The sequence below is a fragment of the Salinisphaera sp. G21_0 genome (assembly GCF_017744115.1).
Taxonomy (GTDB): domain Bacteria; phylum Pseudomonadota; class Gammaproteobacteria; order Pseudomonadales; family Endozoicomonadaceae; genus Endozoicomonas.
This window is the reverse complement of the sequence record NZ_JAGHQW010000006.1, coordinates 43,479-55,666: the sequence shown is the minus strand read 5'-3', so window position 1 is coordinate 55,666 and position 12,188 is coordinate 43,479. Positions and strand designations below refer to the sequence as shown.

10 protein-coding genes are annotated in these 12,188 nt (G+C 48.6%); 6 read left to right on the top strand and 4 right to left on the bottom strand.

The genetic code is table 11. The annotated features are described in order from the left end of the window. The first annotated feature begins 48 nt into the window (after nt 1-48). A complete protein-coding gene (locus J7439_RS26895; RefSeq protein WP_209200640.1) occupies nt 49-1,425 on the top strand; it encodes an ankyrin repeat and SOCS box protein in 1,377 nt (458 codons plus the stop codon). Between the two features lie 803 nt (nt 1,426-2,228). Further along, entirely contained in the window at nt 2,229-2,750 is a 522-nt protein-coding gene (locus J7439_RS04520; RefSeq protein WP_209200639.1) for a hypothetical protein, read from the top strand. Between the two features lie 131 nt (nt 2,751-2,881). Here the strand turns inward: J7439_RS04520 and J7439_RS04515 are convergent, their stop codons facing one another. Together J7439_RS04515 and J7439_RS04510 are read right to left on the bottom strand one after the other, a co-directional pair. Continuing rightward, nucleotides 2,882-3,571 carry a hypothetical protein gene (locus J7439_RS04515; protein ID WP_209200638.1) on the bottom strand — a complete coding sequence of 230 codons (690 nt, stop codon included), beginning with the start codon at nt 3,569-3,571 and terminating at the stop codon, nt 2,882-2,884. 77 nt (nt 3,572-3,648) lie between these two features. Next, complete coding sequence (locus J7439_RS04510; RefSeq protein WP_209200637.1) at nt 3,649-4,542, bottom strand: TauD/TfdA dioxygenase family protein; 894 nt, start codon at nt 4,540-4,542, stop codon at nt 3,649-3,651. A gap of 315 nt (nt 4,543-4,857) precedes the next feature. On the opposite strand from J7439_RS04510, the gene J7439_RS04505 reads away from it, so the two are divergent. Together J7439_RS04505 and J7439_RS04500 are read left to right on the top strand one after the other, a co-directional pair. Continuing rightward, on the top strand, nt 4,858-5,910 hold the full coding sequence (locus J7439_RS04505) for a hypothetical protein (RefSeq protein WP_209200636.1): 1,053 nt from the start codon (nt 4,858-4,860) through the stop codon (nt 5,908-5,910). Between the two features lie 422 nt (nt 5,911-6,332). Next, nucleotides 6,333-6,977 carry a hypothetical protein gene (locus tag J7439_RS04500; protein WP_209200635.1) on the top strand — a complete coding sequence of 215 codons (645 nt, stop codon included), beginning with the start codon at nt 6,333-6,335 and terminating at the stop codon, nt 6,975-6,977. 205 nt (nt 6,978-7,182) lie between these two features. Here J7439_RS04500 and rsgA read toward each other — a convergent pair whose 3' ends face one another. Continuing rightward, nucleotides 7,183-8,220 (bottom strand): small ribosomal subunit biogenesis GTPase RsgA, encoded by a 1,038-nt coding sequence (rsgA, locus tag J7439_RS04495; RefSeq protein WP_209200634.1) that lies wholly within the window; start codon nt 8,218-8,220, stop codon nt 7,183-7,185. Nucleotides 8,221-8,425: 205 nt separating this feature from the next. On the opposite strand from rsgA, the gene orn reads away from it, so the two are divergent. Together orn and J7439_RS04485 are read left to right on the top strand one after the other, a co-directional pair. After that, on the top strand, nt 8,426-8,965 hold the full coding sequence (gene orn / locus J7439_RS04490; protein WP_209200633.1) for an oligoribonuclease: 540 nt from the start codon (nt 8,426-8,428) through the stop codon (nt 8,963-8,965). A 428-nt stretch (nt 8,966-9,393) separates the two neighbouring features. Beyond that, nucleotides 9,394-10,812, top strand: coding sequence for an endonuclease/exonuclease/phosphatase family protein (locus J7439_RS04485; protein WP_209200632.1), 1,419 nt, complete (start codon nt 9,394-9,396; stop codon nt 10,810-10,812). Nucleotides 10,813-10,896: 84 nt separating this feature from the next. Here the strand turns inward: J7439_RS04485 and J7439_RS04480 are convergent, their stop codons facing one another. After that, nucleotides 10,897-12,123: a urate hydroxylase PuuD gene (locus tag J7439_RS04480; RefSeq protein ID WP_209200631.1), complete on the bottom strand. Its 1,227-nt coding sequence runs from the start codon at nt 12,121-12,123 to the stop codon at nt 10,897-10,899. Between the last annotated feature and the right edge of the window lie 65 nt (nt 12,124-12,188).

The window sequence follows — 12,188 nt, the reverse complement described above, 5'->3', positions numbered from 1 at the left end:
CTCTAACAGAGATGCTGTCATATTGTCCTGATTTTCCCGGGAGGTAGCGTGGGTCCAGCAGAAAGATTATCGAGTTCACTTCCGGTTGCCCCTAACCATCTGTCCAGCGACCACTATCCAGAAGATCAGATTACTACCCGTCAATTGCCAACCGCTGGCAACCAGTTTGAAGCGGGCACGATGCCCAGGCTGGCCAATCGTAAAGTGAAACCTGCTGAAACGCTCACCCCTGAACTGAACGGGCAACTGAACGGAGCGGATTCACTGTCCAGTGTATTAGGCCAATGTTGTTCAAGTCATGCAGCTCTGTCGACAGGTGACTTGGACACAGTGGATTGTGAGGGATTTACACTAATGACCAGAGCCGCCTATTTTAATCAGCCCGAGCATGTCAGAAAGCTAATTCGTGCAAAAGCTGATGTGGACCGGGCCGACAATGCCAGCTGGACACCCCTGATAGCGGCTGCCGATCAGAACTGCACGGAAATCACCGGGATACTTTTGACTGCGGGCGCAGATATAGAGAAGACAGATTCAATGATGTTCGGCCCCTTGCATGCTGCTGCTGAAGTAGGCAACGAAGAGGTTACCCAGATGCTGTTGGCGGCCGGAGCAGATGTTGAAGCGGTCAACACGTATGGTTCAACTCCGCTGATGTCCGCCTGCCGCAAAGGGAATAAACAGGTGGTGAAACGACTTGTAGAGTATGGTGCTGATATCAATGCAAGGAACTGCAAAACCTTCACCTCTGTCTTCCAGCTCGCCTGTTACTATGCCAATGAGTCCAGAGACACAGATATTCTCCGATTCCTGATCCGGCAAAAGGTAGAAGTCTTCACACTTGACCACAATCATTGGTTTCCGCTGCTGACGGTCATAGCAGGTGGTCTTTCCAGTGAGGTAGAGTTCATCCTGAGCAGGGGGTGGCAAAAGGCAGTCATGGGTTATGACTCCCGTGCATTTTACCTCGCAGCTCTCAATGGTGAGGATGAAATACTCAGAATTCTGTTTCAACAAATACCTGATAAAACCAGTGCGTTTCAATGCATTGCCAAGGTAACCTCACTGACAGGAAAGTTTCTTGTAGAAAGTCCACTGCGCATTATCGACAGGAACTTTAATGAGATTCTGTCCATTGAGAATATTGTGGATAGCCCTTACTCATTAAAGTATTTGTGCCGGTCGATCATCAAACGATATGCAGCCACTGATCAGTATTTCGTTCTGGACCAGTTGCCATTACCTGAAAGTCTGAAAAAATACTGCTGGCAAATTCCTGTTTGTTTGTACAATAAACATGACGTTGCTATATGGGCTGATTTTGTCGAATCGCAACGTGTTGCTGATGAAGGTGTTGATAATGATAATGTGGGCAGTATCACTGCTGCCCGGTTAAGAAAAAAAGCAAAAAGCAATGCCATATGACTCCAGCATACTTTTATTGATAAATACCGGAAAGAACGGAAGTGTTGTCATATTCACGGTGTATCGGACCAGTATAATTACAACACTACCGGCGACGTTTATTTCTGCCACGCCCGATTGGGCGAGGATGTCTGTCTGAGTTTTTCTCTGGCTGAACAGTAATAGGCCGGGGTTGTTTAGTCGGACGGTCATCAACTGAACCCGTTGCCCTGGCAGTATCAGCTGTAATATCGCTACTGGTGCCGCTAACGTTAAACCGGGGCGTCAAGTTATCCGTGTGATGGCACTTACGATCTTTCAGATGCTCATCCGTTAAATAAACACTCAGGTCCAATAACAATGGTTTGCACGCTGCGGCACATAGCACACCACAGAAACCAGATGCTATGCAGCCGTATCCAAATTTTAATACCAGGCAGGAACAGCATCCCAGACACACCAATTCGGAGCATTCATTAAAGGTCGACTCTTGCACAGCCTGTCGTTCATTCTGACAGGATTGACAGTACCGAAGATTGTTTCCACTTTGGGCCATTGCCTGATAGTTGCCTGAAATATTCATCGTTCAATAAATCCGGTTTGCCTGACTCATTGGATTGGACAGAATTTATTCACGATTGTTTCCGAACAGTGCCTTTAAAGGAAACATAGCCCAAAAAACCATAGAAAATTTGCCATATCCAGAATCATGACTATGATCCATGGTGTTCCGCCAAATGTTGTCTCTGTTATCAGGAATCATTCAGTAAAGCGGACGTACAAATAAACATTATCTATGTAACTTTGAAACACTGGAGATTTCCATGGAATCCATTTCTGGGGCCACTGTGCGCTCCGATTATGTAAGTGCCGGTTCGCAGCAACAAGAGCCCGGGACCAAGAGAAAAGGTCTGTGGAGTTGCTTTAGCTGTACTTCTGTTGACCAACCGAAAAGTGAACCCTACACACGAAGGTCAACGACAAATCTGCCAGATACTCCGTCGGGAAAATTCTCTCAGGGTCAAAGACAAACCATTAGAGCGCATGTCAAAGCTCACCCCCCGAGCACATCTTCCATCTCCGGAAGCAAAAGTACTGGCAACTCCGAAACTTCCAGTTCCATGCGAAACGGCTTGTTTATAGGATTGGTGTCAGGTGGTTTACTCGCCAGCAGCCATCACAGCAGTAGTGCTTATGGTACTTATGGTAGTAGTAGTCACGATGACTACTCTGGTGGCGGTGGTTATAGCAGCGGTGTTTGCAGCGGCAGTGGTTACAGCGGAGGTGACTGTAGCTTCGGTGGCGGAGGCGGAGGCTGTGACTCCAGCTTCAGTGGCGGTTTTTGATCAGAACTTTTTGGTAGTTCTGTAGTAACAATAAAAGGCTGTTTGAAAATAGTTAGAAAAGAAAGAACGGTAGGTCTTGTATCTTTACTATGTTCTAAAAGAAAGACCTCTGTTTTATTTCTGCCTTTTATTTAATTCTTATTAATGGAAATTAACCGCTCAACTTCTTTACATTTTTCATTAATAGCCTTTATTTCCCGGGATAGATTTTTATTCTCCAATTTCAATCTATCTTTTTCTGACTGCATCACTTTTATTTGCTTATCAATGTATTGCATTTTAATAACTTTCAATCCTCTGCTTTTTTCAGAGTAACCTTTATTCTTCTCAGTTCTTCGCAAATATCTTACAAATTTACAAACTTCTTTATCTTCTTCTTTCTTGAGAATCTGATTAAGTTTTGGTACGGTTAACCCGGCAATTTCCTGACGAGTATATTGTCTTCCATTTATTTCAACGGGCTGATCCAAGGCCCTCTGTATATTTTGACCTGGTAAGACAGCGGGATCAGAAGGTTTCTTTGAGATACTTGCTTGCCCTGATTCTGAGAGCTGTGGACTCTGCCTGACAGCAATCTGGTGATCAGGAGTGGTTACTTTACAACTTTTCTTGCCGAGATCCGCAATGATGGGCCTTTCATCCATTGCTTTGCGCTTATATATTCGTGGCTTTACCGGCTCTTCCGAAGTTGTTACCGTTTTGAACAATGTCCTTGAGCCGGATATTGTTTGCTGTTTTCCACCCTTAGCCTTTGAGCTATAAACTATAGAGTTGATTTTTGCAGCAGCGGTAGTGGCAAAAGAAAAATATGTTGAATTCATTTTTTCATTACCGATTACTAATCATCAATGGGATTCGACAGATTTATAGTTGCAAGGTTCCCCACCTCAATAATTCGCTAGCGATGTCGCAGCGTGGTTTCTTCCCGGGCCACTACCCCTAACCTGAGGCCAACTCGCTGATGGTGCCTTGAGTCATAGGGTTGTCCACGGTGCATGACTTGAGAGTTATCCCAGAAAACAATATCGCCTTCCTGCCACCGGTGAGCGTAAATGACACAGCTGGCAAGGATTTCATCCAACAGTGCTTGCCAGAATGTTCTGGCCGCTTCAGGGTCCTTTTCAAGCCCAACCGGTATTGCCGTATCCGATCCCATGTAGAGCCCTTCCCTGGCAATCAGTTCATGTTCAGAGACCAGGGGGTGGGTTTTTAACGGTGTTTCCGCTGTCCATGAATCAGGCTGCAAAAAAGGTGGCGAGTGGATCAGTTTTACTGTTCTCAACTCTGCCTGCCGCTCAGGACTGAGCGCGCGCCAGGCTTCAAGCTGGTCGAGGAAGTGCGTTGTGTGAGGTTGTCCATCGCATCCGGTCCCGGGCACCTTGTGTATATGAAGCATCACGATATAGAGCGCATTCATTGCCAGTCCCTCCAGGCGGGGAAGCGCATCCTTGTCGTGATGCCATTGCCATGCAGCTGACTCCAGTGGGCGATCAACAGGGCCCAGGGGGTTGCCAAGTACGGCCACATGATTGCTGACCAGCTCAGGTGGTAAAGGTGGGCGATCCTTACGTTGGCGATTGTCGCCTATCATCATGGGACCGAAAGTATCCAGTGCAAATTGTTCCATCTCACTGGCGGTCATATGTTGCTTCCTGGCGAAGACAACCCCATGCTGCCAAAGCGCATGTTTCAGACCAAGCCTCTGGCTGCTGGTTAACGTTTTCAGGTTTAAACCCTGACACACTTCAAAGCCAAGCCTTGGGTGCTGGCTGGTGGTCTGATAGTTGATCATGATCGGCAGGCGGTGTTATCTGACACTGTTGAGTATAGGTAATCCTTGAACCGCAATGACACTTATCAAAAAAGATTGTACGACTGTCTTCTACGCCTTTTCCAGAGAAAAAACCGGTGTCAGGCCTTGAATCCTGAAGGTGTTCAAAAAGAAAGACCTGCCCCCCAACTCCCTCCCTGTGTCCCGTTCGGCAGGCAGAGCAGATGCTGGCTATACTGGACGCTGTATCATGAGCATCACACTCCGAACCTGTGATTTCCATGACTTGTCCGGGGCCATTTGCATTGCAATATTGATTTTGGATGATCGGGAAACATGAACGCAGTAGCCAGCGCCCAAAAACTGCCGCTGATGGGCAGTGCCTGTGGTCCAGTTACGGATATTTACCGCAACAAAGTGTTGTGGGGCGGATACCACATTTGCAATGTGGAGGCTTTTCCGGAAGAAAATAAAGAGTATCTCTATTCATTACCGAGGAGTATTTGCTTTGATTGTCAGGGATTGGCGCGCAACGCAGTACAAACAGCTTGCGTCTCCCTTCTGTGTGAAGACTGCAGCGAATACAGAACCCTGACAACCCCGCCAGGTCGTTTATGTCATATATGCACAGCTAATGGAAAACCTGCCACGCAGGAACACATAGATGCTTGCAAAGTGATCGAACCTTTTCCATTCAAAAGACGTGCGATCGACAAATTTTACCTCAAGTGTCCATTCACCGATTGTCAGTGGCAAGGCACGGTGGCTGAACTTTTCGGCATTCATGAAAGTGAACATCTGATGAATGCTTCCCCTGTCTCTCCACTTAAACATCTGTGCAGGACGGCCATTCAACGCCGCTTTGGTCATAATACTATTCTGTTAAGCGAATGCTGCGCTGTCTTGCGCTTACCTCAGGGGTTACAACAGTATCTGGCCAATGCGCCACCGGGTTACACGCCCAGCAACCGCTCAGCCAAAGCCTATGTAGAAAAGTACTTTGTGACATCCCCTGGTTTGCTGGTTTGCCTGTTGCTCAATAATAAGGACCGGGTGATGGCTACGTGGTCTACGGTCGTGGAGGATCCCTCTGATGCCGACAAAAAAAGAGCCGTAAAGCGCTTTATCCGCGAGCAGGCATTGGACCGCAAGGCGGTCTATATACAGTTTTACTACCACCCGAAAAAATGGGATCCCGCTTGTGAAGGTAATGACACCGTAGCTGAATCCTTGCGATGGAATTGTGTGCATTGGGACGCTTGCGACGATTTGGCGCATATTGATGGTGTGACACTTTGGAAAGTTTTCGTTAAGCAATTGATACTCCACGGTAGCTTTTCCAGGGAGAGCCTCTGCGTCAGGCACCAACCGGCCCGCCCTGTAGTTTGAGAGTGTCGTATTTGTGCAGGTCGACCGGGAAGCCAGATGACCAATTCTCATGACTGGCGAAGCCACGGTTTGGAGCACCTATGAACATGAACCCAGCAGTCAGCCGCCCGATACTGCCACTGATGGGCAGTGCCCATGGCGGCGTTGTAGATAGCGACAGTAACAGAGTGTTGTGGGGCGGATACGCTGTCAGCAATGCTCAGTGGTTGCCGGAAAACAGCGAGCGCATTCGGTTTCCAGAGGATCGCGTTTGCGTTGATTGTGGCGGAATACCACGAAGGGTAGTTCAGACAATGTGTGGCCATTTGCTATGCAAGGACTGTAGCCATTACAGAACCCTGGCACTACCAACAGATCGATTATGTCACCATTGCTCAGCTGAGAATAAGCCGGATACTCCAGAAAATATCAGTTATTGTAATTTGATTAACGTTGATAATTTCACGGGACGTAAAATCAGCAAATTTTACCTCAGGTGTCCATTTACTGGCTGTCAGTGGCAAGGTACCGTGGCTGAGCTTTATGGCCTGCACGAAGATGAACATCTGACGGTTGGTTCCCTGAAACATCTGTGCAGGCGGGCCATTCAACAGCAACTCTCCCAAAAAAGAATTGTGTCACGCGAATATGCGACACTGCCTCTCCCTCAGCAATTGAAACAGTATCTGGCCTTTACGCCGGCTTGTATTCCCAGCAATCAATCAGCCAAAGCGTACGTAGAAAGACATTTTGGGACAACAGATACCGGTGGTTTGCTGGCTTATTTATTTCTCAATCGCCAAGGGCGGGTGATTACTCTGGGGCATACGGTCATGAAAGACCCTTATGATAAACCCAAAACAGAAACCGTAAGGCATTCTGTCATCAAGCAGGCCGTGAATCTCAACGCGAGCCTGGTGCAATTTTACTATCGCCAGGACAATTGGCATTCACAGTACAGAGGCACGGGTACCGTAATTGAAAGCTTGAGGAAAGAACCATTTTTCCAGTGTGTTTTTGCATTGAAGCAGATTGGCTGTGCACAACTTTGGAAAGCTATTGTGCCACATAGCAAGGACCTTGTGTGAAAACCAGTGTCTTGGATGTGTTCAAAAATTGAGAGATTTGAATGGAACCACAAAGCACACAAAGAGCACTAAGAAGAGCTTTTCTTTTCCTTTGTGCTCTTTGTGTGCTTTGTGGTTCAAATCGCAGGGTGCCTTAAAGCCTACGTATGGCAAGACTTTCACTCTTAAGTCAGTACCACTTTATGGGTATTAACGCTTTTCTGCCCTATGCTTTTTCCAGAGAATTCAGAATATTCTGGTAGCTGTCCATTCTTTCCTGAAGAATATCGCCATTCAGAAGGGCCTGGCGAATAGCGCAACCCGGCTCCTGTTCATGACTGCAATCCCTGAATTTGCAGTGCCCGATAAAGGGACGAAACTCCTTAAAGCCGTGCAACACGTCTTCCGGTTCCATATGCCAAAGTCCGAATTCCCGGATCCCCGGGGAGTCAATCAGCATACCACCGGCCGGGAAGTGGAATAGCCTGGCTGCCGTGGTGGTATGGGTGCCTTTGCCGGTGCTTTCAGACAGCGGGCCGACCCTGGTATCAACGCCGGGCAGGAGTGTATTGACCAGAGAAGACTTTCCGACACCGCTTTGGCCGACGAAAACGCTGGTATGTTCATTCAGAAGGTTCTTGAGTTCATTGAGCCCATCTTCCGTCCGGGTGGAGGCTTTAAGTACGCGGTAGCCAATACGCTCATAGTTAATCAGCATATCGTCAAGCTCTTTACTAAAAGATGGACGGTTCGCTCCACCTTCCAGCAAATCGGTTTTATTGAGCAGGAGGACCGGCTCAATACCAACGGTTTCCGCAGCCACCAGATAGCGGTCAATCAGGTTCGAATGGGGAATAGGCACCGGGGCGATGACCAGAACAATGTAGTCAATATTGCTGGCAACCGGCTTTAGCTGTCCTCGCATATCCGGTCTGGATAACAGGCTGTCACGGTCCTCAAGTGCCACTACCACCCCCATGCCGCCTTTGCTGGAGGCTCTCCAGACAATACGGTCACCGGTCACCAGTGGTGGCAGGTTGGCCCTCAGGTGGCAGCGATAGGTCTCACCGGGTTTGCCAATGGGTTCGATATCCAGCTGTGCGCCATAGTGGGCAATAATCAGCCCTGGTTGCTCTGGTCCCAGGGAATCATCCTGAAGTTCCAGGGTAATCTTATCCTCACGCTTTTGGGCGCGGGCTTTGCGTTCTTCCTGAATTTTCTCGATGCGCCAGCTTTGTTTGCGCGTTAGTTTGCGCTTACTCATGATGTGCGGGAGAGAGCCTGATTTGTAAGGTTGGACAGTATCATAAATTTGTGTTGAGCTGATTTCGCTGCAATTATGAATGAAGTAGACTTATTATGTCAGCTGATTCGTTATCTGCCCTTAAATTGATCCATCTTTTTTCAGCGACAGGACAGGTAATTATCAAACCGTTCAGACTTTCTAAACTTTGACGACCGGGTGTTGGATGGCTAAATCGGATAATCTCATATGGATCGACCTGGAAATGACAGGCCTGGATCCAGTCAATGATCGGATTCTTGAGATCGCGACAATTGTTACCGATGGCCAGTTGAACATTCTGGAGGAAGGTCCAGTTCTCGCTGTTCACCAGAATGATGATGTTCTGGGTGCCATGAATGAGTGGTGTGTTAAGACTCACGGAGCCACAGGCCTGACGGATCGGGTAAGAGCCAGCACTATCAGTGAAAGGCAGGCTGAACAGATGACCCTGGATTTTCTCCGCCAACACGTTGACCAGGGTATTTCACCAATGTGCGGTAACTCCATCGGTCAGGACCGCCGTTTCCTCTGGCAATATATGCCAGAGCTGCACGACTACTTCCACTATCGGAATATTGATGTCAGCACCCTGAAAGAGCTGGCTCGTCGCTGGCAGCCGGAGTTACTGGAGCAGTTTACCAAGAAGGGTGTTCACCTTGCGCTGGAAGATATCCGTGAGTCCATTGATGAACTTCGGTTTTATCGTCAGCACTTTATCAAATAGCACTTATCATAAAGGTTAATGACCCGCCCCATCTGATGATAGACTCTGACAGGTTAGCCGCTGCATTAGGTTGGACATTAAGCTTATCCCTCCTTTAATTGGGGTTTCGGATGGAACCACGAAGGACACGAAGAACACAAAGAAGAGCTATTCTTTTCCTTCGTGCTCTTCGTGTCCTTCGTGGTTCCATCTTTAACTTGCCGAAGAGAGTAGTAGGCGCTTAATGTCTACCCTAAGAGCCGCTGCAGTACTCACCTGAGGTGATATCGCCAGGGAAATCAGGTGCTCATGCTCGCTGAAATTATCTTGAATGCCCTGCTGTCAGGTGTACAAAGATTAATCACTTGGTTTGATCTGCATCAATAGTGTACAACAGACTTTCCATGCACAATAATCCACCTGATTAACCACCGCTTACTTCCCCCCCCATGAATGTAAAAAAGACCCTGCTGGCCGCTGTGCTGGCTACTTCCACTATCCTGTTATCTGGCTGTAATGAAGAGTTTGTAACCGAACCAATAATGCCAGTGGATGTCAAGTTCGCTTCATTTAACGTATCGTTTGCTGTCGATGGTGACGCGGCAGAAAACTACCAGCGCTGGGTTGAGTTTTTCAGCATCACGCCAGAGGAACAGAACCAGTTGATTGCCATCTGGAAACAGGATGTTGCCGGTGGTACTGAATCTGACGTGCATGCCAGGGCAGAGCGGGTGATACAGATTCGTAATATTGCTGCCATCATCCAGAAGAACCGGCCTGATGTATTGCTGCTCACCGAGTTCAATAACGATGGTGAAGGCAAGGATATGACCGCGCTGGCCAACTTCCAGAAAAACTATCTGTCGGTTTCCCAAAGTATGAACAGTGTCGACGGGGGCGATATGCTGGAGCCGATTCACTACCCGTTTGTTCAGAACTATGCCACTAATACCGGTCTGTTGCCCACAGACACCAGTCTGGATTTTGGCAATGACGGCGCTGGACCCACATTGCCCAATGATGCCTACGGCTTTGGTTTTTATCATGGGCACTACGGCTTTGCCCTGATGTCGAGGTTTGAGATTGATGCCGACAACACCCGCACCTTTCAAACGTTCAAGTGGAAAGATCTGCCTGAAGAAGTTGTGATTCCGACCATTATTAACTGTGAAGATCCCGACAACCCAATTCCTGAGGGCATGAAATGTAACGATAACTGGTACAACGATAAGGAGTTTCAGGAGCTGCGACTCAGCTCGAAAAACCATGTGGATGCGCCAATTATTATCCCCACACCCAGTGGCAACAAGGTTATCCACGCCCTGCTGTCCCACCCGACGCCGGCAGCTTTTGATCCCCTGGCCCACCATAACCGCTATCGCAACGGTGCTGAAAATAAATTGTGGATGCACTACCTGAATGGTGAACCAAGCCTCTATGACGACCAGGGCAATACCGGCGGCTTTACCGGTGAGGACTTTGTGATTATGGGTGACCTGAATGCCGACACGGAGTTCTCCAGCGGTCAGAATTATGGCATTCGAGAACTTATGATCTTCCATCCGCTGGTCAATAACGAGGTCAGTCATCCGGCTGGCAAGTATTTACCAGTCAGCGAAGGTGCCAGGCTGGAAGATAACAGCAAAGGCCACCCTTACCCTGAAACCCGCACCAGTACCTTTGGGAGCCGGGTAGACTATGCCGTGCCGTCGTTGACGCTGAATGTGGTGGATTCCGGTGTCTACTGGCAGGCAGAGGGCGAACCGGGACGTCTGCTGTTTAATGACCCCAGGGTAGGAGACCGTGGTACCGATAAAGAAGTTTCCTCAGATCACCGCTTTGTCTGGGTGACCGTTCGCCTCAACTGATTATGTGACCCGGACGACTCTGTACCGGGTCTTCTTTATATCCACTCTTAAGCAAGTGGCATTACTGAAAGAGAGGCTTCAACATCATGAATCATTCGATCCACCCGCTCTGAGTTGTTGATACCACAGGCCAAGCAACTTGCGCTCTTCATCGGTCATGCCCGTGCGATTAGCCAATGGCATAATCTGAGTCTGTACGGTCTGGCTATAAATCTTATCAGCCTTGTTGGCGATGGAATCATAGTCGTGGAAAACCAGGCCACCGGGCGGTGACTGAAAGAGAGGATCTGTCGGTGTTGCCGAGTGACAGGTGCTGCATCGGGCAGTAACCAGCTCAACAATATCGCCCTGTTCCACAGCCGGTTGCTCTGCCATCGGTGCCTGCTGTGCAGCCATTTGTGGTCGGATAATAAAGGCCAGAGTCAACATCAACACCGCCGCTGCAGGCCATAGCCAGGTTAAAATGGCACCCTGATTGCGTCGGTTGAAGAAATGACGAACCAGTACTGAAGCCGCTGCCAGAACCGCCAGAATTGCCCAGTTCCACTGGCTGCCAAAGGTCATGGCATAGTGACCACTGATCATGATAAACAACAACGGCAGTGTGAAGTAATTGTTGTGGCGAGAGCGCAGCAGGGCATGCCTGGCACTCTTTCCAAGACAAGAAGGATCAAAACTGGTATCCCCCTGTTCAGCGGCGGCAACCAGTTTTCTCTGGGAAGGGATAATCACCCTGAACACATTTCCCACCATCAGGGTACCAATCAGCGCACCGACATGAATATAGGCGGCACGGCCACTGAACAGTTGTGCGTAGCCCCAGGCGGCAAACACCACCAGCGAGAACAGCACCAGGCTGAACAGTGTTTCCTGTTTGAATAGCGGTGATTTACACAACAGGTCATAAATCAGCCAGGCCGTTAGCAGGCTGAAGATACTGATGGCAATGGCCTGAATGGGCGTCAGCGCAGACTGCGGTGCCAGTAAATAACTCTCTGCCCCCCAGTAATAAATAATGGCCAGCAAGCCCATGCCGCTCAGCCAGGTGACATAAGCCTCCCATTTAAACCAATGCAGCGTTGTCGGCAGTTTTTCCGGGGCAAGATGATATTTATTCACTTCATAAATACCGCCGCCGTGCAGCGCCCACAACTCACCTTTGATGCCTTTTTTCTGCTTGTTTGCTGGCGCTGCTTCCAACCGCCCTTCCAGCCAGTTGAAATAAAAGGATGCGCCAATCCAGGCGACACCGGCAGTCACATGTAGCCAGCGAAATAGCAGGTTTAACCACTCTTGTAGATAGGATTCCATGGTTCAATACTCATTTTATTAGTGAAAATGCTGAGCGACGGTTGTTATAGACGTAATGGTGTCGT

What these genes read in the sequence shown, in the direction of transcription:
- J7439_RS04520 (WP_209200639.1), top strand. Translation starts at nt 2,229, where the DNA reads ATGGAATCCATTTCTGGGGCCACTGTGCGCTCCGATTATGTAAGTGCC.
- J7439_RS04515 (WP_209200638.1), bottom strand. Translation starts at nt 3,571, where the DNA reads ATGAATTCAACATATTTTTCTTTTGCCACTACCGCTGCTGCAAAAATC.
- J7439_RS04510 (WP_209200637.1), bottom strand. Translation starts at nt 4,542, where the DNA reads ATGATCAACTATCAGACCACCAGCCAGCACCCAAGGCTTGGCTTTGAA.
- J7439_RS04505 (WP_209200636.1), top strand. Translation starts at nt 4,858, where the DNA reads ATGAACGCAGTAGCCAGCGCCCAAAAACTGCCGCTGATGGGCAGTGCC.
- rsgA (WP_209200634.1), bottom strand. Translation starts at nt 8,220, where the DNA reads ATGAGTAAGCGCAAACTAACGCGCAAACAAAGCTGGCGCATCGAGAAA.
- orn (WP_209200633.1), top strand. Translation starts at nt 8,426, where the DNA reads ATGGCTAAATCGGATAATCTCATATGGATCGACCTGGAAATGACAGGC.
- J7439_RS04485 (WP_209200632.1), top strand. Translation starts at nt 9,394, where the DNA reads ATGAATGTAAAAAAGACCCTGCTGGCCGCTGTGCTGGCTACTTCCACT.
- J7439_RS04480 (WP_209200631.1), bottom strand. Translation starts at nt 12,123, where the DNA reads ATGGAATCCTATCTACAAGAGTGGTTAAACCTGCTATTTCGCTGGCTA.